The sequence below is a fragment of the Aeromonas sp. s12 genome, from assembly GCF_040907925.1.
In the GTDB taxonomy this organism is placed as follows: Bacteria; Pseudomonadota; Gammaproteobacteria; order Enterobacterales; family Aeromonadaceae; genus Aeromonas; species Aeromonas veronii.
In genome coordinates this window covers 118,643-144,734 of sequence record NZ_JBFOCT010000014.1, presented here as the reverse complement: position 1 = coordinate 144,734, position 26,092 = coordinate 118,643, and the positions used below count along the sequence as shown (strand labels likewise).

Genomic DNA, 26,092 nt, shown 5'->3' with positions numbered 1-26,092 from the left:
GTCACGAACTCTGGTTTGCTTATATGTGGGTACGTTAGCAAAAACATCCTAACAATTCACTCTGACTTCACCACAAAACACCTTGACTTCACTTTGGAGTCAATACTAAGCTGCAAGGCATGACTTCATGGTGAAGTCTCTTGAGGAGGGCTTGTGAAGCAGGTAATCGCACCAACTGGCATTAGGATGCCAGACGAGATCAAGGATTGGCTAACCAAGAGAGCCGCTGGAAACGAGCGAAGCATGAATAAGGAGGTGTTATTTATTCTGAGAAAGGAGATGGAGAAGGATGAGCAAGCTGAGAGCAAGTAGCTCAAATAGTTCGACCCAAGCTGTTGACGCAGCTCGGGCCGAGGAACGTAAACCCCACGACCAAGTAAGGATTACGGTATGACTATACAACAACAGTATCAGCAAACCAAAGTTTTGACAGGGCCGCAGAATTCCATGCCGGTGATTGCCGGAGTGGAGATCACCACTGACGAGGCGGGGCGGTTCAACCTGAACGCTTTGCATCAGGCTAGTGGCGGTGAGAAGAAGCGTGGCCCAAGCTACTGGTTGGCTCTGGATTCAACCAGAGAGTTGATTGCTGAGGTGGCGAAAACCACTAATACCGAGATCCCGGTATTTTCTAAAAGAGGCCTCAATGGCGGCACTTTCGCCCACGAACTGCTGGCAATCTCCTACGCCGGTTGGATCAGTCCAGCATTCCAGCTCCAGGTCAATCAGGTGTTCTTGGATTACCGCACCGGAAAGCTGGCACCTGTTACTCAGCAACTCACCACCATCGAGATCCTACAGATCGCCATGCAGGCTGAGCAGGAGCGCCTGCGCTTGCTGACCGTAAACCAAGAGCTGGAGCAGAAGATCGAGACGGATGCGCCGCTGGTTCGCTTCGCCAAGCAGGTTGAGGTCACTCCTGACTCAATCAGCGTCGGTAAGGCGGCCAAGATCATTGGCACCGGCCAAAACCGGCTGTTTGCCTATTTGCGCCAGATTGGCTGGGTAAGCCGCAAAAATGAGCCGTACCAAGCCAAGATCGAGCAGGGGTTGATGGATGTGAAGATCAGTCCTTGGGAGCACCCTGAGTTTGGCTTGCAGAAGCGATCAGTTGCGCTGGTGACTGGGAAGGGGCTATCAAAGCTGCAACAGTTGTGGGCGGTAGACCAAGGGAGGCTACTGTCATGAGCGCAGCCCAACTGATGGTAGAGCTGGCCGCCTTACTGGACGAGCTGGAAGGTCTCGATATGACGCGAGTAGAGCGGGCCAAGATCACGGCGCGGATAGAGCGCATGATGCCTGAACAGGCAGAGTAATAACGGTGGGGCTTCGGCCCCATTTTTGTCATCCAACCCGAACCCCCAGAATCTCCGCATAGCAATTCAGCATCGACGCCAGGTGCGGCTTCGGCAGTCGTGCTGCGCGGTTGATCAGCCCCATATGCTCATCATCTGAAACGCTCCAGTCCGGGTCTGCAAGGATGGCCTGGACGGATATCCCCATTGCGGTCGAGACCATAACCGCCTCGGCCAGCCCCATGAAGTCGTCGTGATGTGGCGATAGCCATCGAGATATGCTGGAGCGGGGGATATCGGTCAGCTTGCTGATCTTGGACTGGCTGAGTTTTCGCTCGACCATCAGAGAGCGCACCTTCTTCTTGGTGCGATGGACATACTCGAGGCTAGCGCTGGTCAGATACCGCTTCATAGGCATTCCTTATCCGTGGTGGCCAACCGTGCTCTAGATCATGTTTTTATGTTTGTCCCAAATCTGGAACACCTATAGTGCAATTGCTCAGTAATGGCACATCGTGGTCGTGTAGATTGTAGTCAAAAAAATAGATGGCTGAGTACACGGAGAGTCGCCGCAAAAATCAACATTTACACAAGTGGCGGTTTTATGACGAGTCATAGAGTATGGGATCTATCAACGGCTAGGAAAAAGGTAAAGGAGGCTCAAGAAGATACTGCTCCACTAAGTCTGCAAAAAGTGGTACATTCGCTTGGTTACTGTATGGGTATACAGTGTTTCACAGTCGAGAGACTGAGAGGGGAAGAGCGAGGACCTGGAAGGATGGATTCACTAACTGAGCTAGAGCATGTTATTGAGACTTTGGATCTGACAAAGGTGGAGGAAGAGAAAATCGCGCGCATTCTTGAACGACTTCGCGATGAGCTGCAAGCTGCTTCATAGCTCTTGCAACTGGTTAGGATTGGCCCGCCATTGAGCGGGCTTTTCTATGCGCGTTCGACAGGTAAAGGCTGGGGTTTTTCTGGGGCAATTTTGGGGCAAGATTTTTCAGATTGGGGCAATTTTGGGGCAAAAATATCGGGGGAATGAGGCGTTATGAGGTGGGGTGTATTCTTCTCAAAAGGCTGCTATATCAACGGATGCAAGGGTTTGCGCGGGTTTGGCTGCGGTGTGGCCATCTCCAGTTGATTACCATGCCGGGGTAGTAGATATAGGTCTTCATCGGATCAGTCTGTTGTCAAAAATCTGGCGAGGCGCAGGGTCGGGAATATACGCAAGATTGCGCCCGCGCGGCAAACATTGCTTAGGGGAATGTGAGCAAACGCTCATCCAGTAGGCGCTGGCCACAAAGTTCTGATATAATTCGCGCCCTTAAATCAAGGTCACCCGAGTCATTACCATGAAGTTCATTGTCTTTTGACTACATGGACAACTCATTGAATAATTAGATTATCAACAACTTACAGCTTATAGATGGAAACATCGGCGGTAACATTGATGGTAAGGCTAGCATAAGTGAGGTGTGTATGAAAAGGCGCGAGACTTGGGCTTTACAGCAAAAGGCTAATGTCTGGTACTTGGTGTGGAATGTCCCCAAGGCTATCCGTGGGTTGCCAATGTTTGGCGGCCGGCGGCTCTACACTAAGACATTGCAGACAGGCGACCTCAAGGAAGCCCAGCGGAAGCGTGATCTCATCGTTGCCAATTTTGACCGGTTGGTTGCCCAGGCGGAGGAAGCCCCCAAGCGTCTGAAGTTCAACGCCTACATCGAAGAAATCCAGCAGGCGGTCAGGGAAGCAGAGCAGCGTATTGAGACGGTCCTGCTGCCAGATGGACAAGAGGTTGAAGTTGAATCCGAGAGCCTATACCACGCCTATGACCTTGAATCTGCTATTGAGCGTGGGAATGAAGAGCTGGCGGACGCTATAAGGCAGGCTATCCACGGGGATCTGAAGGTAAGCGACAAGTACGCCATCACCCTGAAGGAAGCATCCAAAGCGTTCATTAAGAGCGAGAAGGCCAAAGCTGCAAAGGGCCTCAAAGCCGCAGCACCAGCAACCTTGAGTCGTGCCAAACACGCAGCAGACAGTCTAGCCGCTTTCCTTGGTCGTCCAGCGGTACTCCTGAAGGATGTTGAGCGACGTGACGTGACATTGTGGCTAGGGTCCTTGGCTGGCAATAAGAGTGACAGCACACGGGTCGGTTACTTGTCGGCGTTGTCCCTTGTGTGGGAAACCAGCTACCTCACTCGGAGCGTGGAAGGTGATAACCCGTTCAAGAGCGCAGGCATCAAAAGCACAGGCGACTCCCAGTCATACGCCCCTTTCACGGTTGAAGAGTTGGCCCAGATTATCGAGAAGGCCACACCGGAGCTTCGCATGTTGACGAAGTTCGGCCTTATCACCGGATGTCGTCTAAGCGAGATCATCGGCCTTCAGGCTGATTCCTTTGAAGTGAGCCAAGGTGTCCCACTTGTTCGCATCAAGGCAGGTAAGACAGCTAACTCCATCCGTGCCTTCCCCCTGCCGGTCGCGCTATGGGAAGAACTCAGACTTTGCGTAGTGGGCAACTTGTGGCCTGTCCCTAAGTCCAAGAACCCCCACGGATGGTCCAGCAAGTTTGGCAAGCTGAAAGAGGTTGCCACAGGCGTCAGAGATCGCACCAAGGGCTTCCACAGCTTGCGTGGCATGGCTATCACAGCCTACCAACGTGCAGGCATCCCAGAGGATGTTACAGCGCCAATAGTGGGGCACGGGACCAAAGGGCTAACCATGTCTTATGGCCTCTATTCATCCGGCCATGACTACTCACGCCAGCTCGAAGCCGTCGAGACCATGCTTGCGTCTGACTACATGTCCCAGTTCCTCAAGTTGTTCAACAAGTAACCACCTCGAAAAAGCCCTAGGAGATGGTTGAGCTCCTAGGGTTAAAGTCTCAGCCTTTATAGCGTATTGAAGTTCTTGAGAACGGTGTAAGTGATCTGCTTGTTGTTAGCTGCATTAACTTTGATCACCGCCCCTTTGTAGACAAGCTCGTCTCCTTCATTCAGGTCCATAGTGAAGTTTGCGGTGAAAGCAGAGCGAGCCATTCCGCCGGTAAACTCTCGATAAGTGAAATTCAACGTGTCACCAGATTTACCATTGAACTCTATGACTTGCTGGAAGGAGTCTTTCTTCACACAGAGTTTATTAGGAATCTCTTTGATCGAAATTTCTTGAGGTGTGTAACAGGAGAATGATCCGTTTGCACATACTTGTTTACCGTCATAATTCAGGTCTGTCTTACGAAGAATTATGTCTCCAAACGAGTTTTTTACCCCGACCTCAATGTTACCCGTAGCCACATAGGTATCGCCGCCAGTATTACAGTAGATCCCAGCAGGAACATTCGTTGTCATCCCATCTGCTCCGCCGAGTTCTATCGCTTTCGTTACAACCCCTTCGGCTTGCATAAGTAATTGCTCACCTAGATGCTTAGTGGACTGGGTACCTAGTGGTGGGATTGATACTGGTGCAGTCTGAAGGACTGGTTTGGGGGTGGCACAGCCAGCAAGTCCTAACGCCAGTGCAGTCAACATGATGTGTTTCATTGGGATTCTTCCATGTTTTCAGTGACAAAGCTAAAATCTAACACAGTCTAATCCCCATTTCTGTGATGAATTTTTGATTAGTAGCATCGAAAAAAAAGCCCCCTTGGTGAACATCAGGTAGTCTCGAAGTACACCAAGGGGGCTTTGCTGTAAGCGATTACCAAGAACTAGAGGTTGGCTCGTAGCTCATGAAGATGGTCTCCATGACCGAATCATCAAATGCAAAGAGCTTCATGAATGCGCTAAGAGGTGCATTTCTAAATCCAAGATCGAAAAGCTCGTGAACAGCCTCTTCCGCAGAGATTTCTCCTAAGCGAACACGCGCCACCAAATTAGCGACAATTACGAGAGTAGTTACAGAAGGATCATCATCAGGAAGAGAGGGATTTCTCATGACAAACTCCAGAGCATTTTGGGGTAGCTTTACCGTACCAGCATCTGACCCGATTGGAAATTCATAGCGAGGTCAGCAGCTATGACTAGCTCAGGCTCCTAACAGCTCACTATTCTGTGATGTACCCACGTTGAGCATGGCGGCGACCTTGTGATAATCCAGCCCTACCTTCAGGCCCATTGTGATCGTCTCCATACAAGCGATCAGAGCGTTCATACAGGGGGCGCTGGATACCTGCTTGATGTAGTCCTTGGCTGACCCATTCTTGCCTGTCAGGACAGACGGGACATACCCAGTGGCAGCCTTGCAGGCCAGCCGGTAGAAGTTGCCGTAGGCTTTCCCGCACATGTCGATCCCCTTGGCCTTGATTGCATCGTTCATGGCCTTGCGGGTGACGTCGTGCTTCTCCAGCAGTTCAGGGGACACCGCGACAGACTCAGCGATAGCAGCGGCCTGCATGGTGTCGCCTTCGGTCAGCGCAATGAAAGCGTCAATGACGGCAAGCTGGAACTCTCGGGAGCAGTAGGTGGCGTAGAGGATGGCCGCACGTTTACAGCCCCAAGTTTCACCATTACGTCCTCGTTTGGAAATTATCCGAATTTCGGAACATTGAATCATAGCGACAACTTCAGGGTTGTCTTTCCAGTGGCGAAGTTGGCCGCCAGTGTTGCCTTCCGCCAGCCATGCTTTCTCAATGTCGGTCAGTGAGTACAGGCCCTCGGCGTTCTTGCGGATCGGATAGGTGTTACCGTTGAAAGTGATCTTCATAAATGGGTTCCTTATGTTGTGCCTCTCATGCCGTTCCCCCTTCAGCAAGCCCCCAATCGCTTAACCCATAGGCAAGCTGAAGCAGCAGAAGAAGCACGACATAAAGACGCAATTGGTTGATTGACGGTCGGGGAATGACCGGATGTATTGCTTAGGTCAGGGAGAAGTGACCTTGGGGAGGCATCGCTGCGTGAAATCTCAGGGTCAATCCCCCAGACTCTTCCTGAAATTTCACGTAGGAGCGCCAATAGTTGAGTGTGTTGATCGGTTTTACATTCCAGCGCGATTCATACCGGCCACAGCCAGTTGATCCGCTCGTTCGTTCATCGGATGGCCGCTGTGTCCCTTCACTTTCTTGAAGGTCACTTGGCGGGTGCTCAGTAGGTCATCCAACTGTTCCCAGCGGTCCCTGTTCTGGACTGGCTTGTTGTCGGCCCTCTTCCAGCCCTTCGCCTTCCATCCGGCTAACCACTGGGTCGCCCCATTGATCACATAGGCGGAGTCCGTCAGGACCTCGACCACAGAGCCAGGTTTAAGGAGTGACAGCCCTTGAATGACTGCTTCCAGTTCTCCGGTCTGGTTGGACTCCCCAGCGCCCACGCAGTAGCCGCAGCGTTCAACTTTGCGGCCATCGCTACGGACAGCAAGGAAGCCCCAGCCAGCCACACGGACTGACGCTTTGGTGTGGTTGGTGTTGCAAGCGCCATCAGTGGCGAGTGTGTAGGTGTACTGTTGGGTCATTTGGTGTTGTCTCCGGTGGTCTTGATGTAGTGCCTTGCGAGAAGACGCAGGGTCGGTTCATGGAGCTTCAGACGCTTTGCGGTAGTCCGGCAGGCAGTCCTGAAGGTGTCCCCTTGGAGTCTCCGATAGGCCACGCAGAAGAGGGCATGGCGGATCTTGGCTTTGTGTATGTGGCTCCAGTCCTCAATGGTGATCATCAGGCGGCCTCCTGTTCGGTTGTCGGGAACAGCTCACGGGCAAGCGCAAGCATCGACTCTCGGTCTGTCCCGTGGGATTGCATGACGTATCGGTTGATTGCGTTCTGTACCTGACCAGTAGACGGACGGCGGCCAAGGCTCAGAGTGGCGAAGGCTTGAAGGCGCTTCACGAAGTCGCTGGGATGGACAAGAAAGGTTTCATTAGCAGTCATGTTGATAGGTTCCTTCGGTAGAGCAGGGGAGACGCAGGGCCTCCCCCGTGGATTGCATTAGGCGGTCAGCAGGGCGGCCAGCTTGGCCTTGACCTTCGGAAGGGTCCGCTGGGCATGTTCGCGGCGGTCCTTGTTGTGTTCTTCAGTCGCACGACTCCACCGCTCCAGATCCTTCAGGGCTTCCAGCAGTTCGTCTTGGGTCGGCTCGTGGTACTTAAAGGTGTGATCACGACCATGCTCGGAGCCGCTACGGTCACAGATAACCAGCCACTCGGTCGCTGCTGCTTTGCCCCATTCCTTCGCATTGTTGAAGTCGAAGCGGGTGGCGTAGACCCAAGAGGCCATCTGGCGGGAGTCTTCTTCGTAGGCTTCACGGTTGGCCTTGGCCTTTGCTGCTGCCACTTTGGCTCGCTGGTGTCGTTGGGAGGCGTCCATCTGAATCGTTTGGACTTGCGCAGAGGTCAGCCCTGCACGTTCGGCCAGTTCGTTGATAAGGGCGCGTTGGCCGTTGATTACGTCCAGCAGTTCTTCGGACAGGTCAGCAATGGTGATTTTGTTCATGTCGGTTTCCTTATGTGTGTGTTGAGACGGGCACAGTGGCCCCTCCAGAAGGCCGCAGAGGCTTTCCAGATGGTTGTGGTATGGGGTAATTAGGGGTTAGAAAAAGTGGGTTATTTGATGGATTGCAGGGCGCGACGCAGGCGATCCCATTTGGTCATCGCGGAGTCGTATTCCCCAGCGATACCGTCAGCGATAGCCTCTCGCAGCAGCTTCAAGCCAGACTGGGAGTTAAACGAGCGGACGCGGTTGATGTCGTTCTGAAGTTCGTTCATCAGGTAGTCGCTGGGTATTCCTACCTGTGCGGCCATGTCGATCATTACCGCTGTTGCATGGGACTGGATTTCCTCCTGACTCATGCCGGAAGAAGAGACCACAGAGTCCATTCGGCTTTCGCCTAGACCCAGCAGCTCGTCAGCGTAGAACTCAGCGACTCCACCGCCTCCCAGCGCGTCATTCACAGCGTTCAAGCCTGAAAGAATGGCGTCCGGTAGGGACTCGGTGTCGTTGCCTTGGGAAAGCGAGTGATCGTCCTCGTCGTCGAAGAAGTAGTCCTTGAAGTCCTCGGCCTGTGCCTTGGTCATTTCGATCCCATCGAGTTCATAGAGGGCTTCCCCTTGGTCGTTCACGCCGCTGGAGTAGGAGGGTAGGTCACAGGTCTCCACGCTGAAGCCGTAGTCGGTGGTCTGGTAGTCCATCATTGAGATTCCTCCTTGTTGGTGGTGTACCGCTGGGACAGCTTGGTGATACCTAGCGGGGTCACTCGGGTTTGCTTGGTAACTACGCCGTTTGCTTCGCTGACATTCAGGACGAACAGGCCAGCTTCTAAGTGTTGGACGTAGGGTTCCCACGACTTCCCTTGCTTGAACAGGTAGCCGTCAGCAGCGAGCAGCTTGTTGAATTTCACAGGGCCAAACCCCAGCGCCTTCGCAGTGTCACGCAGGGAACGGGACCCTTCGGTAAACATGAAGCGATCATGGGCTTCAGCCTTGGGAGCCATCAGCTTGTTCTCAGCTTCCAGTTGCTTCAATCGCTGGTACTGGTATTCGATAAACTCCATTGGAGTCATGCTCGCAAGGGACGGCGTTGCGGCTTCTTCCAGTTCACGCAGGCGCTTAACTACAGAGAGATGCAGCTTCACGTCATAGCCAGTGATCAAGGTCATCACTAGGTCTTTATCGAGGCGGTACTCGGGACGCTTCTGTCCGTTTGCATCGAGGTAAGAGCCCGCCTCAAAGTTGAGGAGACCTAATCCGTCAAGCATCACACGGATGTCACGCATTACGTTGTCGTGGCGCTTACCAGTCAGCTCGGCAATCTGGCGGGAAGTCATTGTGATTTGATTGGTGTTCATTGGGTTATTCCTTGTCTTGTTGGGGGACCATAAGTCCTGTCTCGATGAAGTCGTTGTAGGCGTCCATCAGGATCGCGCTCACGACGTCAGTACGGGTCAATGGCTGCCCTGTGTTCTTGCGGTAGAGTTCAACCAGTGCGTCTACCTTGGGGATCATTGGGCGACGAATGGTCACGGTTGTGTGTTGCCGTGGGGCCTTGTAGCCGCTTTCCGGCAGAGAGAAAGAGCGGGTCATAATGTTTCCTTGAGTTATCAGATTGGGGATGAAAGGGAGAGGTCGAGGTGTCCAATACGGTATTCCAAAGAAGAACCCCCAAGGGCAGCCCCCGTGTTAACCACAGGAACTACGCATGGGGGTCTAAGGAATCACCGAATGACCAGAAGCAATGCAAACCACCAGATGGCGAGAGGACCCTGACCGGAAACCTCTCTTCATCCTTTGGTCAGGGAAATCCCTGTTACGCTTCCAGCAGAGCGACCGCACAGGCCGGACGCAGGATGTTGTGACCGACGAACATCTTAGCCAGCGCGGTGTTACCGACACGCAGAGGCTCAGGGACCCACTGGGTCACAATGTCGCGTACCTTCACGGTAGCCGCGCAGTCCTTCGTGTAGACCAAGCCAAGCAGCTTGGAGAAGTTCCCACGGTACGCAGCGGTACGGCCAGAGCCACCGTCTTCCACGCTTAGGGGTTCCGGTGAGCCGATCAGTCCCTCGCTTTCGTCTTGGTCCGGCAGGTTGTTTGACTCGTAGACCTTCATACCGGCAATGCGCAGGCCAGTGTCAGCGTTACCGTTGGACTTGTCCTCGCCAGTCTGGCCCAAGAAACGGTTGTCCAGCCAAGCCATGTTGCCGATCCCCGCAGCCGCATTGGTCAGGGCCTCGAAGTCGTCCGGCTTCAGGACACACACAGGGATACCTGGGACGCTTGCCTTACGGAACTCGGTACGGGCACGGTAGATGGCGTCCACGATTTGCTGACCACGGGCCATCGGACGGCCTGCTGCATCGGTTGCTCGCAGGGTAATGTTCTCGGTGAAGGTCTCGTCATCCAGTACGCCGTTCTCACCGAATTGAGCAATAGCCAGCTCTTTGTTGGTAATGAAGGCAGCCTTGGCGATGGTCCGGAAGACGTTCTTGTCGATCATGTTCGACAGCTCATAGGCCAGCTCACGGGCATAGTGAGAGCGAACCTCAAAGGTGCTCAGGTCTTCGTCTTGTTCTGCCACGAACACAGCAGCCACAGCGACGTCATCGACGGTGACAGTGCGCAGGACGTTCTTGATGCCGCCAGCTTGGATCAGCTCGCCGGGCTTGTGGTACTTCGCATTGTGGCTCATGCCAAGTACAGGGAAATCGAATGCTTTACCACCCTTCAGGGTCATCACTCGGGTGGTGCCCAAGGAGACGCATTGATTGCGGAACATCGTCAGGACTTCACCAGCGAACAGCTTCATGAATAGGGCTCGGGTATCGCCTTGACCGTTGTTCTGACCTACATGGGTTACGTTTTGAAAAGTCGGGAAAGTGCCGTAAGCAGACATAGTTGTTTTTCCTTGTTGATAGGTGGATGGCCCTTCGGCCAAAGAGAAAGAGGGAAAGGGAGTCAGGACGTAGAAAAAGGGAGCCCGCAGGTTTCCCCACGGGCTGGTCCTTGAGTTACGTGCGTTTCCGCGCGTCTTCATACGTTCTTAGGTCAGGGAAATCCGGAGGGAGGCGAGAGGGTGCCTAATTTTGCGGATTCCGCAGTTTTGGGCAGGGGGATCGAGATGGTGCCCGCTTTGGCGGATTCCGCTAGTTCGGGCAGGGGGACGCTGGGGGTGTCCGATTCTGCGGATTCCGCATTTCCGGACAGGGGGATCGAAAGGGTGCCCGATTTTGGGGAATCCCCATTTTCGGGCAGGTGGACGCTGGGTGGGTATTTTTCCGGATTCCGGATTTATACCCAGTGCGCAAGGCCGTCCTCGGGTCTGGCGTCGAGTGAGTAATTTGGCGGAATCCGCAATTTTACTCAGCGCAAGGACGTCCTCGGGTCTGACGCTGGGGTGAGCAATTCTCCTGATTCAGGCTTTTTACTCAGCGTTACGCTTGGCCTCGACCTCGTGGTCCACTTCTTCCATCGTTGCGTCGAACTCGGCAGGTGTCAGACCCATAAATCCCCTGACAGCTTCACGATTCAGCTCCCAGCGGTTCTTCAGGTACTTCTCCGGCTCAGTGGTGACAAGGTGGGAGATCACCCGCAGGCGCTCCTTGACGACTTCAGGATGTACGGTGGTGATAGAGACTGCGGTCATAGCGGCTCCTTGTGAGTTGATAGGTGTATCGCTATGGGCAGGGAGAAAGGGGAGGTGCGGAATTTTCGGGATTCTTCATTTCTCCGCAGGCAGACGCAGGGGGTGAGCGGTGTGGCGGATTCCGCTAATTCGCTCAGGCAGACGCAGGGTCATCCTCTGGACAACAGAGGGACTGACTTCGGGGGGTAATTTTGGGGATTCCCCATTTTTACCCAGTGCGTCTTCAGGTCGTCCTCGGGTCTGACGCGGGGGTCCCCAAAAGACAGACTCTCTTTTCAGGACCCCCTGTTAATCACTCGGTCTTCCAGGAATGAATGATCGCTTCCCGCTGCTGCATCACACGGGCGCTATAGACTGCCCAGCGACGGGCGTCCCAGACCATCACACGGCCTTCTGGTAAGTCGTGATAGCTGATCACCTTGTTCTTCTTCAGGGTGTCGAAGAATGGCTGCCATGCTCCACGGGCTGCCTGCTCGACAAGCTGGTTCGGGATCTCACCGTAGTTGTCATTCACGCGGATAGAGTAGGCACGGGCAGCGAGCGCAAATAAGGATGGCTTGTTGAACTCAGTGATAAACCAGCGGGTTGATCCCTCCTTCGCCAGCTTCACGGTCTTGAACACAGATGCGTTCTTCTTCTCCTGAAACGCCCCCTTAATCGCTGCGACGAAATCCACATGCCCAACGACATCGGCTGCATAACGCACGTCGTGTTCACGTAGCTCTTTCGTAACGTCGCCATTGATGAAGTATTCCCATCGGGGGTATCCATCGGCTGTCATTTCGCCGGTCTGCCTGCTGCTGATCGCGTGCTTAATAACGGCGCTTCCCGAAGACAGCTTGGTGAGCCTCAGCACTCCTTTCTCTTCGAGCACTTTCAGCGTCCGGTGGACATTCTGGGGGGCTACCTTGTCAAAGCGGCTCATTTCTTTAATTAGGTTGGCGACGGTCTGCTCGGGGGTTGGGAGAAAATGAAAGTCCCCATCAGCCAGAGCATGCACCACGGCTCGCTGTAGCTTGCCCGTGAGAATCTTGTCGCGGCCTTCTGTTGTCAGCACCGTTCCCTCGGGTAAAAGAGTTGGATGCTTTTTCATCATTTAATGTTCCTCCATTAGGCGGTTGCATCAATCGGCTTCTATTTGATCAAGCCTGCAAAGTCATTTCATTGATTGATGTCAAACCTTTAGAGTGGATCATCAATTTGTAAGCAGAGCGTCGAGCTGTTCGTCAATAAAGGAGCGGGAGTCCTCGCGGGTCTCGGAGCGGTCTTCCGTGGATGCCATCGGGACGGCGGGGGTGGAGACCTCGGGGGTGTTCCATTTTCCTGATTCAGGATTTTGGAACAGTGCCTCCACGATCCCATCAACTGTGCGGCGGTTCATGTTGAACAGCTTGGCAATCGCGTTGTTGCTCATGCCTTCCTTGTGCTTCTCCAGAATCGCAGCGATAGACGCACTAGCGTCCGTCTGTCGCGCTTTTCCTTCAGTTGCACGGAGAGGGCTGGGGGAGATCTCGGGGTTGGGGTCTTGGCGGAATCCGCTGTTTTCCCAGTGCATCTTCAGGCTGTCCTCGGGGGTGTTGCATTTTCCGGAATCCGGATTTTCTAACAGCACGGCTTCAGGTCATCCTCGGGGGTGGGTGATTTCCCCGATTCGGGATTTTCACCCAGAGCGGCTTCAGGTCGTCCTCGGGACCTCTTCCGGTTTTGACGGATTCCGCTATTTCCGGAAACGCAAGGACGGACCTCGGGAATACGCCGGATTTGGGTCAGTCCCATTTTCGGCGTATCGCAAGGATGGACCTCGGGGGTTGCTAAAAGAGAGTTTGTCTTTTGGCTACCCCTCCAGACAGACCTTGTGGCGGTGCTAAAAGGGGACATCCCGTTTCGCACCACCTCAAGACAGACCTCGGGGGGTACAAATTCACGGATTCCGCAGTTTTGTACCCCTCCAGACCCCCTTCCGGATTTCCCTGTGCATAGGGGCCACAGGATAAGTACCTACAGATTACCTATAGATAACTCCCTCTCCTTCCCTTGCTTGGATGGACAATGTTGATAGGCGATAAAGGGCAGAGCGGAGGGAGACGCTGGGAGGTGTACGGATTTGCCCTCGGGCCATTTTCGTACAGTCCCAAGGTCAGTCGCTGGGTGCTGCATTTTGTCCTTGAGCCATTTTGCAGCAGGCGGTCCTCGGGGCAGACGCTGGGTGGAGATTTTTGCCCCTAGGCCATTTTTCTCCAGTCCCAAGGTCAGACGCTGGGAGGTGGTAAGTTTTCCGGAATCCGGATTATTTACCAGTCCCAAGGTCAGACGCTTGGTTGTGGCCGGATTTGGGCTGGGAGCATTTTCGGCCAGTCCCAAGGTCCATCGCTGGGGAGGTGTCCAGATTTGCCCTTGAGGCATTTTTGGACAGTCCCAAGGTCCATCGCTGGGTACTCCATTTTTGCCCTTGGGGCATTTTTGGAGTAGTCCCAAAGTCAGACGCTGGGATAGCGCAGATTTGCCTCAAGGGCATTTTTGAGCTAGTCCTCGGGTCAGTCGCTGGGAGGTGTCCGGATTCCCCAATTTGGGATTTCTGGACAGTCCCAAGGTCAGACGCTGGGAGGTGGTCTGTTTGGCGGATTCCGCTATTTCGACCAGTCCCAAGGTCAGTCGCAGGGTGTTCCCAGATTTGCCTCAAGGGCATTTTTCTCCAGCCCCAAGGTCAGCCGTTGGGTTATGCAATTTGCCCTTGGGACATTTTGCATAAGGTCATCCCTTAGAGCCTCATAAGGAACTCGCTATGTTCAACCAACGGATACTGTCGCTTGATCATCCTTACTAGCTATCTGTCCTGAAGTTGTCACTCGGTTGTCCTAGGGATGGTCAGGGGGAAGTCTTGAGGAAGCGACAACAGGACAGCCCGTAGGCCATCCTGAAGGAGTCGATTGGTAGACCTTGGGTAGTCTGGAGGTATTGAGTAGCTAGGGAGAAGCAAGCAAGGGAGACCTGAAGAAGCGACAACAGGACAGCCATTGAGGCGTCCTTGGGTAGACCTTGGGTAGTCTTAAAGATACCTATAGTAAGTAGAGTATAGAGAGATAGTATCTAGGGTATCTAATAGATGTCTTATAGATAGTCTTAGGGACGGGCGGAGGGAAGGAGAGAGAGGGGACCGGTCTTTCATTTCATTCAATGGTCAGGGTTTATTGTCTGCTGAAAGGTGGTCTCTTTGTGAGACAATCCTCTGTTTTATTTTGGTGTCTCAGAGTTTTTAACTGCAAGCTGTATGCCGGATGTAATCGGTATGTGTTCCGTTGGTTATCGTTGGGATGGTCGTCGGGAATGCTGGCCTCGGGATGGACCTCGGGACAACAAACAGGGGCACTCAGACGAACAAGCCCAGAGTCAGCCCCACAGTCCCCCTCTGCTCCCCTCTAGATAGCCCCTCAGACGATCTCTGTGCTCACCTTACGCCTTCCCCTATGCAACCCCACAGGCTCACCCCTGCACGATCTCAGAGATCCACAGAGAAAGCCTGAAGACAGCAGGGACAAGGATGGAAGGGAGAAGGGAGGCAAGGAGAAGGGACCAGAGGGAGACGGCAAGAGACACACGGGCCATCGTCGAGTCCTCCTAAACGACAAACCCCCAAGGTGTCGCAGTGAACAGCCTCGGGGGTCGATTGAAAGATTTGATCAAAGTGGGTCACTCGATCAGTTCTTTCTATTGGTCAGGGTAAATTAGCTTTCTCTAATGTATGTCGGGACAGCCCCAGTGATCTGTCTTTTCAATGATCCCAGGCTCAATCGATAGAAACACTCGATCAACTCAATACCCCATCCTCTCGCATCCTTGTTGATAGGCGATGGACAGTCGCTCGGCTGACTCCATGAAGCGTAGCGATTTCCCGCAGGGACTTACCGCCTTCCAGCAGGGTCGCCTTGATTGCATCCTCGTCGATACTCTTGGGCCTGCCAGTGTACTTCCCCGCAGCCTTAGCCTTGGCGATACCTTCCATCTGACGCTCCTTGCGTAAAGCCGTCTCGAACTCAGCAAAGGCACCCAGCATGGTGAACATCAGCTTCCCTTGGGCTGTCGTCGTCTCTAGGTTCTGGTCCAGTACACGCAGGGTCACGCCCTTGGCTTCCAGTTGTTCCGTAATGTCCAGCAGGTCAGCGAGAGAACGGCCCAGACGGTCCAGCTTGGTGATCACCACATCGTCCCCCTCTCGGACATACCGCAGGAGTTCGGCTAGTTGCTCACGGCCATCTGTGCTGGTCCCTGATACCTTCTCTTGGTACACACGCTCACAACCGGCCTTTGTCAGCTTATCCAGTTGAACATCCAACGATTGACCGACAGACGACACACGTGCATAACCGATAACCTGTCCCATCACTCTCTCCTACTCAATCCACCAATGCCCAAGCTGTCATAGGGACTTTCCCCGCGTCGTAATGCTTTCCAGCAGCTATCTCTGCTTGCCGGTGGTCAATCGCTGCGATGACCTTCAGTTCCTCTTGGAAGCCCGTAGCAGCAGCCTTATCAAGCATCCTTGGGGCGACTCTATCCAGTGACTTCCTGTCCTTGAATCGGCGAAGCCTGATAACCAAGTCATTCATGCGGAAATCTCCTTCATCTTCTTCCTATTGCTTCAACGTGAGTCTTGTCGGTGTCACGCTGTCACATTAACGTCTAAATTCTATGAGACTTGGATTATGAAACATAAATGAGACAGTCAATACCCCCGTGTGAAAGAAGTTCATTAGGGTATACCTCAATGGGACGCATGGAACGACAGATGTGCACGGCAGGAGGCCACAGGCAAACGCAGGGGAGCGCCTACGTGCTAGTAATGGGATGGCTTGGGGCAGGGACAAGGAGAGGTGTAGGCAGGTGCTCAGGTGATTGCAGAAAGAGGACGGCAGGGCGACCAGCTGGCAGGTTCTGAGGGGGTACGGGGGGAAATCGTGGGAACTTAATCACTGAAGAGGGCGTTCAGATTTTTTCCTGAATTTACCAGGCCAGAATCCAAACTTGTGAGATCAGAGATTCAATTCAAAGCGAACTCGTGTGAGAATCATCCGAAATTTCACCGAGACCTGATTGATGGACAAAAGAATTATTGATTCAGAGGACGCATTCCTCAATTTAGCGAACGAGTTTTTCTCTGGTCAATGTACAGTCTCGGTTGAGGACATTGAGTTTAAAGGTTGGCCTAACGTCGAAATTTACTTGAAAGGCGAACGGTATAAAGGCAGTCTCCCCGCCACTGCGATGGAAGGATTCTTGGAACTGAATCAAGCTATGTTGCAGGGATACTCCGAGATAGCGCATGGCACTAGAGACTGCCGGTCACTACGACCATTTAAGCAAAATCTTGAGCTAGTATTCTTTATCAAAGAAGGCTCTTCAGATACATCCGCGCCTGCCGACGACTTTATAAATCAACTGATTACAGGTGTGAACCCCCTAATGGAAAACATGACAGGTGAACAATCGATGGTAGTGCTTCTATCGCTCGTTTTCTCTGTAGCGGGTTTCTGGCTCTTCAAAACGTGGCAAGAGCAAAAAACAGCACGTAGCCAAAGTGAAGAGCTGACGCGGCAACTCGGAGTGATGGCTCAAGCGAGCGCAACTCACGCCGATTCTCTGGTAAAAGTTGTGGAAGTACTTGGGCAGCCATCCTACCAGGAGAAACTGCCTCCAGAGATACGGCAATTCACTAAGACAATTGAGCAAGGTTACGAATCTGTAGCCAAGCATGTGACAGATGCAGATTATGCAAGAATCGGTCAGCAGGCATTCAACCGTGAAGAACTGGCGGAATTCAATCGTCGTAAGAAGCGTGACAAACAAAAGATAAGCGCAAAATCAATCGGTTATGTTGAGGCTGTAAAAAAGAAAGTCGAAAATGACTACGCAGTGGTCACAATCGAAACTCAATCGGTTGGGACATTTACTCTCAGAGCCGACAATTTCTTGCTTGATGATCAAATGGATCTTATTTACGAGGGGCTGAAGGACGACTGTCCGCTTCTCTTCGCTTATGACTATGTCACCTGTGATAACAAATTCTTAGAAGGGCGTATCGTTTCGGTGGAAAAACCGAGTAATAACCCTGCGTGACAGATCTTTCGGAAGGAGGGCATTAGCTCCTCCTTTTTTCTTCTCCCTACCTACACCTCATCATGGCCAGTATGAAAGCCATGCGACACTTCCAAAATCTTCATAGAGTGATTGGTCGCGATAGCAGAAGCAGGTGACTATCTTGCGCATTAGTTCATCTTGATTTGCCGTCTTTAGCTCTTGTGGATCAAGACTTGTAATTGTGACTACGTCACCATTTATAACGGTTTGTAGATGCAAGCCCTCGATTTCGTTCTCAATACGACGACACGAGAAGGCAAGGGCATTCTCGAAGGTCTCGTTGTCTACATCGGGTATTTTGACTACTTTGAGCTGATACATTTCTGATGTCTCCACATTTATCCATTCTCGTCACAGTGTCCCTATCTTGAATTTATTTCAACTGGCTGCTCAGGGACATACGCCAGAATCGCATTCATTTCCTTAGGAAATTTTTACATCAAACCTCGGGCCTGTCTTCCAGCCCTGCACACGGCCAGACCGCTTGTTCACCTTCCGGTACTCACCGCCCAGCAGGATCTCCCACACACTCCCGTTCTCTCCCAGCACAGGAAATTCCTGGCCTTCAGCTACCCCTAGCCCAGCCTCCACGCACACCAGAGTTTTACGCTCGGTCATCATTACGTCCTCTCAAGGTATTCACACAATCGACAGTCCAGACAGTCAAAGGGGATGCCACAGGGCGACAGAGGGGCGTCCTCTCCATCTTCCTCGAACTCTTCCAGTTCATCCCACAGGAAGGGCAGCAGGATCTCCTGTAGCCACTCCTGCTTGATCGCTGGTCCTATCCCCCAAGCATCCATAGGGTCATCCCTTCATCATCGCTATGAGCTTCTGTAGGGCGCTCCTGTTGTGCTCTTGGCTGGCCTTCTGGCTGGCTTCCCACTCTTCCGGTGTCTTGGTGACTCGCTTGCGGTCGAACATGGTGAACTTACCCACAGACGAAGAAACGGGAGCGTGATCCTTGTTACTTTGTTTCTGTTTAGAAGAAGTCAAAGACTTAGCCGGACGCTTGGTGCTGGGGGTACGGAAAAGGGCTAGGAGTGCTGACCCGATGCGGTACACAGAGGCCAGATTCCAGTTGGCTATCTGGGCGTGTTTCCGGAACTCGGTCTTAAAGAAGCCGATGGCCTCCAGACGACGCAGAGAGTTGCGGACTGTGCGGGTGGTGCAGCCGATACCCTCAGCGATGGTCCGCAGGTAGAGACTCGCAGCCCAGCCTTGGGCCTTGTTCAGGTGTCGCGCGATGAAGAGGGCGACTTCTTTGGTGTAGTGGGTCCCGAAGGTGGACACCGGCTGCTTGGCAAGGGTGGCAACAAGCTGGTCGCTGTGAGATAATGTGTAGCTGTTCACGGGAACTCCCATTCTAACATTTGTTCCCACATCTGCCTGTAAGTCGTTGATTTACCTCAAAATTTAAAGAGCCCCCATGAAGTTCATTATCAAGCTGTTCCCGGAAATCACCATCAAGAGCAAGTCGGTTCGCCAGCGCTTTATCAAGATCCTGCAGGGCAATATCCGCAATGTCCTGCGCCGCTTCGACGACGATGCCCGCGTACGGATGGATTGGGACAAGCTGATTGTGAGCTCCCGCAACGACCAGTTCCGCGAGCAGGCTATCGAAGCCCTGGCCTGTATTCCGGGCATTCAGGCTTTCCTCGAGGTTCAGGCCAGCAAGTTTACCGATCTGCACGACATCTTCGAGCAGGTGAAAGCCGTATGGGGCGACCAGCTCAAGGGCAAAACCTTCTGCGTGCGCGCCAAGCGCCACGGCAAGCATGAGTTCTCCTCCCTCGAGGTTGAGCGTTACGTGGGCGGTGGATTGAATCAGCACTGCGAAAGCAATGGTGTGCGCCTCAAGAACCCGGATGTGAAGATCAACCTCGAGATCGACGGTGAGGAGCTCTTTATCGTCAGCGCCATCCATCAGGGCCTGAGCGGCATGCCCATCGCGACCCAGGAAGATGTGCTGAGCCTGCTCTCCGGCGGTTTTGACTCCGGCGTGGCGTCGTTCCAGTTCATCAAGCGCGGCTGCCGTGTGCACTACTGCTTCTTCAATCTGGGCGGTGCGGCCCACGAGATCGGCGTCAAGCAGGTGGCCTATCACCTGTGGAACCGTTTCGGCTCCTCCCACCGGGTACGTTTCACCGCTGTGGACTTCGAGCCGGTGGTTGCCGAGATCCTCGAGAAGATCGACAACGGTCAGATGGGCGTGGTGCTCAAGCGGATGATGATGCGTGCTGCCGCCAAGGTGGCCGATGAATTCCAGATCCCGGCGCTGGTGACCGGTGAGTGTGTGGGTCAGGTATCCAGCCAGACTCTCACCAACCTGAACGTGATCGACCGGGTGACCGACAAGGTGATCCTGCGCCCGCTCATTACTTGGGACAAGCCGGATATCATCAGTGAAGCCCGCCGCATTGGCACTTTGGAGTTTGCCGAGACCATGCCGGAGTATTGTGGGGTCATCTCCAAGAAGCCGACCGTGAAGGCCGAGCTCTCCCGCATTGAAGAGGAAGAGGCCAATTTTGACTTCTCCATTCTGGACAAGGTGGTCTCTGAGGCCCGTTACCTCGATATCCGTCGTATCGGTGAAGAGACTGCCGCTGAAGTGCAAGAGGTGGAAACCACCCAGGTGCTGGGCGCTGATGAGGTGATCCTGGATATCCGCTCTGCCGACGAACACGACGAGAAGCCGCTGGTGGTGGAAGGTCGTGAAGTACTGCATATCCCCTTCTTCAAGCTGGCCACCGCCTTTGGCGATCTGCCCAAAGAGAAGACCTACCTGCTCTACTGCGATCGCGGTGTGATGAGCAAGCTGCAGGCGCTCTATCTGAAAGAGAAGGGCTTTGACAACGTCAAGGTGTACCGCCCGTAAGCGTGTTTTTCACTTTCAATAAAAAATCCGGCCAATGTGCCGGATTTTTTTATTTCACAGAGTGAGTAATGACTATCAGGGACAGGGAACCGGAGTGAAGGAGTCTTGCCCCTGACAACGCCACCCCATTTCCGCCTCCCGCATCTGCCACAGGTTGTTGCTGCGATAGAGGGTCAGGATGTAGATCATGTCGCTCTTGCTGCCGTCGAGGGCGACCGAGAGCACCAGATCATTGTCCAGCTGCTGGGCATGGATGCGGCTGGGCGTGTCACCATGACCGACGAATCGCAGAGCTACCTCACGGTAGTCATTAACCCAGTTTTGCTGTTGATGGCTTGCCTGGCGTATCTGCTGGTTGAACTGCTGCACCGGCGCCGAGGCCAGTCGTCCAAATACCACTTGTGCTTCGGCGTGGGCTGCCGTCACGTTCGCCAGGAGAAGGGTGGTAAGCATACCGATTTTGCGCATGAGAAGTTCCGGCTAACAACGACTGCTTCTATGACAACAGAAAAGCCTATTTGGTTCAACGCGTGGCCCACAGCGACATGATGACGCTGTGGGCCTGCTCTCAATTGCGTTGCAGGGAGAAGGTCGGTAGCGAAAGATGCCAGTAGATAGCCGCGACCCGCAGGCCAAACACGGCCGTCATGCAGATGAGCATGGCCGTTACCCTGTCCATGTTTGCCTCCAGCGCCAGGGTATAGAGAATGCCGCCAAGGATACAGGCGGTGGCATAGATCTCTTTTTGCAGCACCATGGGGACCTCCCGCGCCAGTACATCGCGGATCATGCCACCGGCTACCCCGGTCATGGTGCCCATGATCACGGCAATCAGCCCCGGGGTGCCGAAGTTGAGGGCCTTCTGTGCACCGATCACGGTAAAGAGGGCCAGTCCGAAGGCATCCGCCACCGGCAGTACATACCAGGGCATCCTGCGGGGCAGTTTGACCATCCACATACCGATCAGCGCCGTCGCAATGACGACCCAGATATAGAGGGGATCGCGCACCCAGAATACAGGGGTGGCTCCCAGGATCATGTCACGGATGGTGCCGCCGCCGATGGCAGTGACCGCCGCCAAAACCATGACGCCAAACCCGTCCATTCTGAGTCGGCCAGCCACCAATACCCCTGAAAACGCGAATACCGCAGTACCAAACATGTCGCTGATGTAAACAATCTGCTCAACCAGTGTCTGCATGGAGAACAACTCACGCCAAATTGTTGATGGGGCCGCGATTTTAGGGGCTGGTGAGCCCAATCGCCAACAGTGCTCGACAAAATTGAGAGTCGGGACGGATTTTTTCTCGCGGCATGAACCGGGCGAGGCTCGTGCGTGCCCTTAGCTCTCCGCCGTTGGCGGGCTTCAGAAGGTTGAGCCCATCACAGGTTTAGGTCCGATTTTTTCCTTAAGTATCCCCCCGACCCGCCGATATATAAGGTAAGCGGCGTTAATGCGATGAAGCGTTGAAAAAAATGCTAAAGACATCCAAAAACGAGCCGTTAAATAAGACGCATCGGGCACAGAAAATAATAAAGCTCGAGCAAATAGAAGAGTAAATTTAATAGCTTAGGAGAATAGTCATGGGCCTTTTTATCAACACTAACGTTTCATCACTCAACGCTCAGCGTAATATGATGAATGCGACCAAATCACTGGATACTTCCTACACTCGACTGGCATCTGGTTTGCGTATCAACAGCGCCAAAGATGATGCCGCGGGTCTGCAAATTTCCAACCGCTTGACCTCTCAGATCAACGGTCTGGATCAAGGTAACCGTAACGCTAATGATGGTATCTCTCTGGCACAAACTGCGGAAGGGGCCATGGATGAAGTGACCGGCATGCTGCAGCGTATGCGTACTTTGGCACAACAGTCGGCTAACGGTTCCAACTCTGCCAAGGATCGTGAAGCACTGCAAAAAGAGGTGGATCAACTGGGAGCAGAGATCAACCGTATCTCTACCTCTACCACATTTGCGGGGACCAAGTTGCTCGATGGTTCTTTCACTGGGAGCTTCCAGGTTGGGGCTGATGCCAACCAAACCATTAGTTTCAGTTTGAGTCAAAATGCGGGCTTTAGCATTTCGGGTATTGCTGAGGCGGCTGCAACTTCTATCACGACAGCTACCGGTGGGACCGTTCTGGTATCAGCTATCTTTGTTGGCGGTAGTGCTGGTGGGATTAGCATCAGTAGTCAAAGTAATGCACAGAACGTTCTTGCAGCAACTGATGCGATGTTAGCGGTTGTGGATGGTAAACGCGCTGAACTTGGTGCAGTACAGAACCGGATGGATTCGACTATTCGCAACCAAGCCAACATTTCGGAAAACGTTAGTGCAGCTCGTTCGCGTATCCGTGATGCTGACTTCGCGATCGAAACTGCCAATATGACCAAACAGAATATCCTGCAGCAGGCAGCTTCCAGTATCCTGTCACAGGCCAACCAGAGACCTCAGTCAGCACTTCAGCTGCTGCAAGGCTAACAAAAGAAAACAGGGCGGTTGTTCAGGCCGCCCTGGTCAAGAGATGGAACAAAGGGGTGTTCGGGTTCGCACTCTGTTCTATCGGGAGAGATATAATTCTCTACTAGTAATGCCAAGTGTTGTCCAGCTGTTCAGTTCTGTCACGCTTGGTCATATTCTCCTGAGCATATGCTCATTTTTAGGCCGGTTCTCCGGCCATTTTTTATTGTGTCGCCAAATTAGCGTCACTCCTCCCAGTGTGTGCATACATCATGCCAAAATTATATTTCCTCAGGCTCATCTATGGGCATGGCTGGAAGGCTCTCCCATAGAGGGTGGGGTGATTGAGTATGTTACCCCTCACAGGAGAAGACTTGCCGCTATCGGCAACAATTTTCCTAAAGCTTGGCTAAATTCTGCCGCTAAAAAGATGACGCAATCGAGGGGTGTTCGGAATCCAACGTTTGCATAGCTGCGGGTAGTCTGTCTGTTCAAACAGGTACCCGCCAGAAGAGAGAGGCCAGTTCAACCTCCTCTTCTACGGTGGGTCGTCACTCAGTTATGGTGACGCAACCCGCAGTCGCATGTTCTTCGGGAGAATTTATTATGGCCATGTTCATTAACACTAATACGTCATCATTGAACGCCCAGCGTAATTTGATGAATACCACCAAATCTCTGGATACCTCGTATACCCGTTTGGCATCCGGTTTGCGTATCAACAGCGCAAAAGATGATGCTGCGGGTTTGCAGATCTCCAACCGTTTAACTTCTCAGATCAATGGTCTGGATCAGGGTAACCGTAACGCTAACGACGGCATCTCTCTGGCACAAACGGCTGAAGGCGCAATGGATGAAGTGACCGGCATGCTCCAGCGCATGCGCACCTTGGCGCAACAATCTGCCAACGGCTCAAACTCAGCAAAGGACCGTGAGGCTCTGCAGAAAGAGGTTAACCAGCTTGGGTCCGAGATCAACCGTATCTCTAAAGACACTACGTTTGCAGGTACTAAATTACTGGACGGCACTTACGGTGGAACTTTCCAAGTCGGTGCTGACGCCAACCAGACCATCGGTTTTAGCTTGTCTCAAGCTGATGGCTTCAGTATCTCTGGAATTGCTGCTGCGGCGAATACTACCGTTGACGTAGGCACCGTGATTGGTACCGCGATTAACGTTACTGCTATTTTTGCTGCAGGTAGCTCCATCAGCATCAGTACTCAGAGCGGAGCACAGCAAGTCCTCGCTGCTGCAGACGTCATGCTGGGAGTTGTGGATAGCAAACGAGCTGAGCTTGGTGCCGTACAAAACCGCTTGGACTCAACCATTCGCAACCAGGCAAACATCTCTGAAAACGTCAGTGCTGCACGTTCGCGCATCCGTGATGCCGACTTTGCGACTGAGACAGCCAATATGACGAAGCAGAATATTCTGCAGCAGGCGGCCTCAAGCGTTTTAGCTCAGGCTAATCAACGTCCTCAATCAGCACTATCTCTGCTTGGTTAATAGTTCCTCATTTTTGTGTAGCAGTCTTGAACTCAAGCGGCCAACTTAAGGCCGCTTGAGTTTTATTGGGCTTTCTGAATACAACCTGGGAAAAGTCGGGTAATGCTTGCGTTATGTCTGCAAGGCTGGTTGAAAAAGTGATGAGAGAAAGCGTTCTGTTTTTGTCAATAATGTCCTAAAGATTGCGACTTGGCCGCCGTTAACCAAGATGAGGCAATCGAGGGGTGTTCGGAATCCAACGTTTGCATAGCTGCGGGTAGCCTGTCCGTTCAAACAGATACCCGCCAGAAGAGAGAGGCTCGTTCAACCTCCTCTTCTACGGTGGGCCGTTGTCAGCTTTGACAGCGCAACCCGCAGTCGCATGTTCTTCGGGAGAATTTATTATGGCCATGTTTATTAATACCAATACGTCATCATTGAACGCCCAGCGTAATTTGATGAATACCACCAAATCTCTGGATACCTCGTACACGCGTCTGGCATCCGGTCTGCGCATCAACAGCGCGAAAGATGATGCAGCGGGTCTGCAGATTTCCAACCGTCTGACCTCCCAGATCAACGGTTTGGATCAGGGTAACCGTAACGCCAACGACGGTATCTCTCTGGCTCAAACGGCTGAAGGCGCGATGGATGAAGTGACCGGTATGTTGCAGCGCATGCGTACGTTGGCACAGCAATCTGCTAACGGTTCCAACTCAGCCAAAGATCGTGAAGCATTGCAGAAAGAGGTTGACCAGCTGGGGTCAGAGATCAATCGCATTTCCAAAGATACGACTTTTGCGGGAACCAAGTTACTTGATGGTTCTTATACAGGTACTTTCCAGGTCGGTGCTGACGCCAATCAGACGATCGGCTTTGCACTTGATCAATCCGCTGGTTTTAGCATCTCCGGTATTGCTGCCGCCGCAGCGACAACTATTGCTACAACGGCAGCTGCTGTTGGTGTCACGACCATTTTTGTTGGTGGAAGTGCTGGTGGTATCAGCATTAGTAGTCAGAGTAACGCTCAAAACGTATTGGCGGCAGTGGACTCAATGTTGGGAGTGGTTGATAGCAAACGAGCCGAGCTTGGTGCGGTACAAAACCGATTAGATTCGACTATTCGTAACCAAGCTAATATCGCGGAAAACGTTAGTGCCGCTCGCTCTCGTATCCGTGATGCGGATTTTGCGACCGAGACTGCTAACATGACCAAGCAGAATATTCTGCAACAGGCCGCATCCAGTGTCTTGGCTCAGGCTAACCAGAGACCGCAGTCTGCTCTTTCCCTGCTTGGGTAATGGGTTGACTAGGCTGACTAAGATGGGAGAGATAAGATGGCAACCGAAATAGGCAATCTGTCATCTGCCAATGGCGCTTCCTTACAGCTAAGTGACAAGAGCGGCCAGGTGGCCGCTCAACTGCTTTCTGGCACGGTAGAGGATGCCGGGACTGTACAGCAAAAAAGTCAGGAGCAGGCAAAGGAAACTGAGCTTCAACAAGTGCAGAGCCAGGCAGATTTTGAAAAACAGGTACAAAACTTGCAGGAATTTGGCAAATTGCAAGGGTGGACCGTTAATTTCAGCATGGAGCAGGAGTCTGGCCAGGTGGTAATAAAGGTAATGGACTCTGATACCCGCTCGGTGATCCGCCAGATCCCTACAGAAGAGTTGATTGCTATCCACAAGCGGATCCAGGCGTTGCAGCAAGGTGAAGCAGGGGCGAACCCTAAACGCGGACTGTTGTTTGATAGCGAGATTTGAACCGAATTGA

General features: G+C 53.0%; 33 protein-coding genes. 10 read left to right on the top strand and 23 right to left on the bottom strand.

Translation table 11 applies throughout. From position 1 onward, the window contains the following. The first annotated feature begins 153 nt into the window (after positions 1–153). The 3 genes from AB5Y67_RS07345 to AB5Y67_RS07335 all read left to right on the top strand — a co-directional run bounded on the left by AB5Y67_RS07345 (position 154) and on the right by AB5Y67_RS07335 (position 1,316). Positions 154–312 (top strand): Arc family DNA-binding protein, encoded by a 159-nt coding sequence (locus AB5Y67_RS07345; protein WP_201296089.1) that lies wholly within the window; start codon positions 154–156, stop codon positions 310–312. A 78-nt stretch (positions 313–390) separates the two neighbouring features. Then, positions 391–1,188, top strand: coding sequence for a phage antirepressor KilAC domain-containing protein (locus AB5Y67_RS07340; protein WP_368207597.1), 798 nt, complete (start codon positions 391–393; stop codon positions 1,186–1,188). Beyond that, complete coding sequence (locus tag AB5Y67_RS07335) at positions 1,185–1,316, top strand: hypothetical protein (protein ID WP_256689441.1); 132 nt, start codon at positions 1,185–1,187, stop codon at positions 1,314–1,316. Before AB5Y67_RS07340 ends, AB5Y67_RS07335 begins: the two co-directional genes overlap by 4 nt. Before the next feature lie 28 nt (positions 1,317–1,344). Here the strand turns inward: AB5Y67_RS07335 and AB5Y67_RS07330 are convergent, their stop codons facing one another. Next, entirely contained in the window at positions 1,345–1,707 is a 363-nt protein-coding gene (locus tag AB5Y67_RS07330; protein WP_368207596.1) for a transcriptional regulator, read from the bottom strand. Between the two features lie 1,070 nt (positions 1,708–2,777). Here AB5Y67_RS07330 and AB5Y67_RS07325 point away from each other — a divergent pair. Then, entirely contained in the window at positions 2,778–4,136 is a 1,359-nt protein-coding gene (locus AB5Y67_RS07325; RefSeq protein WP_199427200.1) for a tyrosine-type recombinase/integrase, read from the top strand. A gap of 56 nt (positions 4,137–4,192) precedes the next feature. Here the strand turns inward: AB5Y67_RS07325 and AB5Y67_RS07320 are convergent, their stop codons facing one another. The 16 genes from AB5Y67_RS07320 to AB5Y67_RS07245 all read right to left on the bottom strand — a co-directional run bounded on the left by AB5Y67_RS07320 (position 4,193) and on the right by AB5Y67_RS07245 (position 15,962). Continuing rightward, a complete protein-coding gene (locus tag AB5Y67_RS07320; RefSeq protein ID WP_109422089.1) occupies positions 4,193–4,840 on the bottom strand; it encodes a hypothetical protein in 648 nt (215 codons plus the stop codon). Positions 4,841–4,997: 157 nt separating this feature from the next. Continuing rightward, complete coding sequence (locus tag AB5Y67_RS07315; RefSeq protein ID WP_109422088.1) at positions 4,998–5,234, bottom strand: hypothetical protein; 237 nt, start codon at positions 5,232–5,234, stop codon at positions 4,998–5,000. Between the two features lie 90 nt (positions 5,235–5,324). Further along, a complete protein-coding gene (locus AB5Y67_RS07310) occupies positions 5,325–6,002 on the bottom strand; it encodes a KilA-N domain-containing protein (RefSeq protein ID WP_109422087.1) in 678 nt (225 codons plus the stop codon). 270 nt (positions 6,003–6,272) lie between these two features. Continuing rightward, complete coding sequence (locus AB5Y67_RS07305; protein WP_199427199.1) at positions 6,273–6,743, bottom strand: ribonuclease H; 471 nt, start codon at positions 6,741–6,743, stop codon at positions 6,273–6,275. After that, entirely contained in the window at positions 6,740–6,940 is a 201-nt protein-coding gene (locus AB5Y67_RS07300; protein WP_139435643.1) for a hypothetical protein, read from the bottom strand. The genes AB5Y67_RS07305 and AB5Y67_RS07300 overlap by 4 nt, the downstream gene beginning before the upstream one ends. Beyond that, a complete protein-coding gene (locus AB5Y67_RS07295; RefSeq protein WP_199427198.1) occupies positions 6,940–7,152 on the bottom strand; it encodes a hypothetical protein in 213 nt (70 codons plus the stop codon). The genes AB5Y67_RS07300 and AB5Y67_RS07295 overlap by 1 nt, the downstream gene beginning before the upstream one ends. A 57-nt stretch (positions 7,153–7,209) precedes the next feature. Next, positions 7,210–7,713, bottom strand: coding sequence for a hypothetical protein (locus AB5Y67_RS07290; RefSeq protein WP_199427197.1), 504 nt, complete (start codon positions 7,711–7,713; stop codon positions 7,210–7,212). A gap of 110 nt (positions 7,714–7,823) precedes the next feature. Beyond that, positions 7,824–8,411 (bottom strand): hypothetical protein, encoded by a 588-nt coding sequence (locus tag AB5Y67_RS07285; protein ID WP_234915128.1) that lies wholly within the window; start codon positions 8,409–8,411, stop codon positions 7,824–7,826. Then, on the bottom strand, positions 8,408–9,064 hold the full coding sequence (locus AB5Y67_RS07280) for a Rha family transcriptional regulator (RefSeq protein WP_199427196.1): 657 nt from the start codon (positions 9,062–9,064) through the stop codon (positions 8,408–8,410). Before AB5Y67_RS07280 ends, AB5Y67_RS07285 begins: the two co-directional genes overlap by 4 nt. A gap of 4 nt (positions 9,065–9,068) precedes the next feature. Further along, positions 9,069–9,299: a hypothetical protein gene (locus tag AB5Y67_RS07275; protein WP_109422082.1), complete on the bottom strand. Its 231-nt coding sequence runs from the start codon at positions 9,297–9,299 to the stop codon at positions 9,069–9,071. Positions 9,300–9,522: 223 nt separating this feature from the next. Beyond that, the gene (locus AB5Y67_RS07270; RefSeq protein ID WP_199427195.1) at positions 9,523–10,608 is read right to left on the bottom strand and encodes a capsid protein; all 1,086 of its coding nucleotides are present in this window, start codon (positions 10,606–10,608) and stop codon (positions 9,523–9,525) included. A gap of 528 nt (positions 10,609–11,136) precedes the next feature. Continuing rightward, entirely contained in the window at positions 11,137–11,358 is a 222-nt protein-coding gene (locus AB5Y67_RS07265) for a hypothetical protein (RefSeq protein ID WP_199427194.1), read from the bottom strand. Between the two features lie 292 nt (positions 11,359–11,650). Next, positions 11,651–12,454 (bottom strand): hypothetical protein, encoded by an 804-nt coding sequence (locus tag AB5Y67_RS07260; RefSeq protein WP_199427193.1) that lies wholly within the window; start codon positions 12,452–12,454, stop codon positions 11,651–11,653. 99 nt (positions 12,455–12,553) lie between these two features. Further along, a complete protein-coding gene (locus AB5Y67_RS07255) occupies positions 12,554–12,970 on the bottom strand; it encodes a helix-turn-helix domain-containing protein (RefSeq protein WP_234915127.1) in 417 nt (138 codons plus the stop codon). Positions 12,971–15,163: 2,193 nt separating this feature from the next. Next, complete coding sequence (locus tag AB5Y67_RS07250; protein ID WP_199427191.1) at positions 15,164–15,736, bottom strand: recombinase family protein; 573 nt, start codon at positions 15,734–15,736, stop codon at positions 15,164–15,166. Positions 15,737–15,749: 13 nt separating this feature from the next. Further along, a complete protein-coding gene (locus AB5Y67_RS07245) occupies positions 15,750–15,962 on the bottom strand; it encodes an Hha/YmoA family nucleoid-associated regulatory protein (RefSeq protein WP_024941646.1) in 213 nt (70 codons plus the stop codon). 487 nt (positions 15,963–16,449) lie between these two features. On the opposite strand from AB5Y67_RS07245, the gene AB5Y67_RS07240 reads away from it, so the two are divergent. After that, the gene (locus AB5Y67_RS07240) at positions 16,450–17,469 is read left to right on the top strand and encodes a hypothetical protein (protein ID WP_325793625.1); all 1,020 of its coding nucleotides are present in this window, start codon (positions 16,450–16,452) and stop codon (positions 17,467–17,469) included. A gap of 60 nt (positions 17,470–17,529) precedes the next feature. Here AB5Y67_RS07240 and AB5Y67_RS07235 read toward each other — a convergent pair whose 3' ends face one another. The 4 genes from AB5Y67_RS07235 to AB5Y67_RS07220 all read right to left on the bottom strand — a co-directional run bounded on the left by AB5Y67_RS07235 (position 17,530) and on the right by AB5Y67_RS07220 (position 18,855). After that, entirely contained in the window at positions 17,530–17,811 is a 282-nt protein-coding gene (locus tag AB5Y67_RS07235) for a hypothetical protein (RefSeq protein WP_325793626.1), read from the bottom strand. 102 nt (positions 17,812–17,913) lie between these two features. After that, on the bottom strand, positions 17,914–18,108 hold the full coding sequence (locus AB5Y67_RS07230) for a hypothetical protein (protein WP_368207667.1): 195 nt from the start codon (positions 18,106–18,108) through the stop codon (positions 17,914–17,916). Between the two features lie 2 nt (positions 18,109–18,110). Further along, a complete protein-coding gene (locus AB5Y67_RS07225) occupies positions 18,111–18,293 on the bottom strand; it encodes a hypothetical protein (protein WP_040318810.1) in 183 nt (60 codons plus the stop codon). Between the two features lie 4 nt (positions 18,294–18,297). Further along, complete coding sequence (locus AB5Y67_RS07220; protein ID WP_325793627.1) at positions 18,298–18,855, bottom strand: hypothetical protein; 558 nt, start codon at positions 18,853–18,855, stop codon at positions 18,298–18,300. A gap of 64 nt (positions 18,856–18,919) precedes the next feature. Here AB5Y67_RS07220 and thiI point away from each other — a divergent pair, with 64 nt between their 5' ends. Beyond that, on the top strand, positions 18,920–20,368 hold the full coding sequence (gene thiI / locus AB5Y67_RS07215; protein WP_019446044.1) for a tRNA uracil 4-sulfurtransferase ThiI: 1,449 nt from the start codon (positions 18,920–18,922) through the stop codon (positions 20,366–20,368). A gap of 75 nt (positions 20,369–20,443) precedes the next feature. On the opposite strand, the gene AB5Y67_RS07210 is transcribed toward thiI, so the two are convergent. Further along, positions 20,444–20,836 (bottom strand): hypothetical protein, encoded by a 393-nt coding sequence (locus AB5Y67_RS07210; protein ID WP_005333978.1) that lies wholly within the window; start codon positions 20,834–20,836, stop codon positions 20,444–20,446. A gap of 100 nt (positions 20,837–20,936) precedes the next feature. Further along, positions 20,937–21,569 (bottom strand): trimeric intracellular cation channel family protein, encoded by a 633-nt coding sequence (locus AB5Y67_RS07205; protein ID WP_005333975.1) that lies wholly within the window; start codon positions 21,567–21,569, stop codon positions 20,937–20,939. 383 nt (positions 21,570–21,952) lie between these two features. Between AB5Y67_RS07205 and AB5Y67_RS07200 the strand changes: the two genes are divergently transcribed. The 4 genes from AB5Y67_RS07200 to AB5Y67_RS07185 all read left to right on the top strand — a co-directional run bounded on the left by AB5Y67_RS07200 (position 21,953) and on the right by AB5Y67_RS07185 (position 26,082). Then, positions 21,953–22,855, top strand: a complete 903-nt coding sequence (locus AB5Y67_RS07200; RefSeq protein ID WP_064336737.1) for a flagellin — start codon at positions 21,953–21,955, stop codon at positions 22,853–22,855. Between the two features lie 585 nt (positions 22,856–23,440). Then, positions 23,441–24,340: a flagellin gene (locus AB5Y67_RS07195; RefSeq protein WP_064336736.1), complete on the top strand. Its 900-nt coding sequence runs from the start codon at positions 23,441–23,443 to the stop codon at positions 24,338–24,340. A 383-nt stretch (positions 24,341–24,723) separates the two neighbouring features. After that, positions 24,724–25,620 (top strand): flagellin, encoded by an 897-nt coding sequence (locus AB5Y67_RS07190; protein WP_064336735.1) that lies wholly within the window; start codon positions 24,724–24,726, stop codon positions 25,618–25,620. 36 nt (positions 25,621–25,656) lie between these two features. Next, the gene (locus tag AB5Y67_RS07185; protein ID WP_064336734.1) at positions 25,657–26,082 is read left to right on the top strand and encodes a flagellar protein FlaG; all 426 of its coding nucleotides are present in this window, start codon (positions 25,657–25,659) and stop codon (positions 26,080–26,082) included. The last annotated feature ends 10 nt before the right edge of the window (positions 26,083–26,092 follow it).

Coding starts and splice junctions, on each gene's coding strand:
- AB5Y67_RS07240 (WP_325793625.1), top strand. CDS start 16,450: ATGGACAAAAGAATTATTGATTCAGAGGACGCATTCCTCAATTTAGCG.
- AB5Y67_RS07200 (WP_064336737.1), top strand. CDS start 21,953: ATGGGCCTTTTTATCAACACTAACGTTTCATCACTCAACGCTCAGCGT.
- AB5Y67_RS07185 (WP_064336734.1), top strand. CDS start 25,657: ATGGCAACCGAAATAGGCAATCTGTCATCTGCCAATGGCGCTTCCTTA.
- AB5Y67_RS07315 (WP_109422088.1), bottom strand. CDS start 5,234: ATGAGAAATCCCTCTCTTCCTGATGATGATCCTTCTGTAACTACTCTC.
- AB5Y67_RS07260 (WP_199427193.1), bottom strand. CDS start 12,454: ATGATGAAAAAGCATCCAACTCTTTTACCCGAGGGAACGGTGCTGACA.
- AB5Y67_RS07290 (WP_199427197.1), bottom strand. CDS start 7,713: ATGAACAAAATCACCATTGCTGACCTGTCCGAAGAACTGCTGGACGTA.
- AB5Y67_RS07225 (WP_040318810.1), bottom strand. CDS start 18,293: ATGGATGCTTGGGGGATAGGACCAGCGATCAAGCAGGAGTGGCTACAG.
- AB5Y67_RS07330 (WP_368207596.1), bottom strand. CDS start 1,707: ATGAAGCGGTATCTGACCAGCGCTAGCCTCGAGTATGTCCATCGCACC.
- AB5Y67_RS07320 (WP_109422089.1), bottom strand. CDS start 4,840: ATGAAACACATCATGTTGACTGCACTGGCGTTAGGACTTGCTGGCTGT.
- AB5Y67_RS07210 (WP_005333978.1), bottom strand. CDS start 20,836: ATGCGCAAAATCGGTATGCTTACCACCCTTCTCCTGGCGAACGTGACG.
- AB5Y67_RS07325 (WP_199427200.1), top strand. CDS start 2,778: ATGAAAAGGCGCGAGACTTGGGCTTTACAGCAAAAGGCTAATGTCTGG.
- AB5Y67_RS07230 (WP_368207667.1), bottom strand. CDS start 18,108: ATGACCGAGCGTAAAACTCTGGTGTGCGTGGAGGCTGGGCTAGGGGTA.
- AB5Y67_RS07250 (WP_199427191.1), bottom strand. CDS start 15,736: ATGGGACAGGTTATCGGTTATGCACGTGTGTCGTCTGTCGGTCAATCG.
- AB5Y67_RS07340 (WP_368207597.1), top strand. CDS start 391: ATGACTATACAACAACAGTATCAGCAAACCAAAGTTTTGACAGGGCCG.
- AB5Y67_RS07205 (WP_005333975.1), bottom strand. CDS start 21,569: ATGCAGACACTGGTTGAGCAGATTGTTTACATCAGCGACATGTTTGGT.
- AB5Y67_RS07305 (WP_199427199.1), bottom strand. CDS start 6,743: ATGACCCAACAGTACACCTACACACTCGCCACTGATGGCGCTTGCAAC.
- AB5Y67_RS07245 (WP_024941646.1), bottom strand. CDS start 15,962: ATGAATGACTTGGTTATCAGGCTTCGCCGATTCAAGGACAGGAAGTCA.
- AB5Y67_RS07270 (WP_199427195.1), bottom strand. CDS start 10,608: ATGTCTGCTTACGGCACTTTCCCGACTTTTCAAAACGTAACCCATGTA.
- AB5Y67_RS07295 (WP_199427198.1), bottom strand. CDS start 7,152: ATGACTGCTAATGAAACCTTTCTTGTCCATCCCAGCGACTTCGTGAAG.
- AB5Y67_RS07280 (WP_199427196.1), bottom strand. CDS start 9,064: ATGAACACCAATCAAATCACAATGACTTCCCGCCAGATTGCCGAGCTG.
- AB5Y67_RS07265 (WP_199427194.1), bottom strand. CDS start 11,358: ATGACCGCAGTCTCTATCACCACCGTACATCCTGAAGTCGTCAAGGAG.
- AB5Y67_RS07275 (WP_109422082.1), bottom strand. CDS start 9,299: ATGACCCGCTCTTTCTCTCTGCCGGAAAGCGGCTACAAGGCCCCACGG.
- AB5Y67_RS07220 (WP_325793627.1), bottom strand. CDS start 18,855: ATGGGAGTTCCCGTGAACAGCTACACATTATCTCACAGCGACCAGCTT.
- AB5Y67_RS07285 (WP_234915128.1), bottom strand. CDS start 8,411: ATGATGGACTACCAGACCACCGACTACGGCTTCAGCGTGGAGACCTGT.
- AB5Y67_RS07235 (WP_325793626.1), bottom strand. CDS start 17,811: ATGTATCAGCTCAAAGTAGTCAAAATACCCGATGTAGACAACGAGACC.
- thiI (WP_019446044.1), top strand. CDS start 18,920: ATGAAGTTCATTATCAAGCTGTTCCCGGAAATCACCATCAAGAGCAAG.
- AB5Y67_RS07195 (WP_064336736.1), top strand. CDS start 23,441: ATGGCCATGTTCATTAACACTAATACGTCATCATTGAACGCCCAGCGT.
- AB5Y67_RS07300 (WP_139435643.1), bottom strand. CDS start 6,940: ATGATCACCATTGAGGACTGGAGCCACATACACAAAGCCAAGATCCGC.
- AB5Y67_RS07335 (WP_256689441.1), top strand. CDS start 1,185: ATGAGCGCAGCCCAACTGATGGTAGAGCTGGCCGCCTTACTGGACGAG.
- AB5Y67_RS07190 (WP_064336735.1), top strand. CDS start 24,724: ATGGCCATGTTTATTAATACCAATACGTCATCATTGAACGCCCAGCGT.
- AB5Y67_RS07310 (WP_109422087.1), bottom strand. CDS start 6,002: ATGAAGATCACTTTCAACGGTAACACCTATCCGATCCGCAAGAACGCC.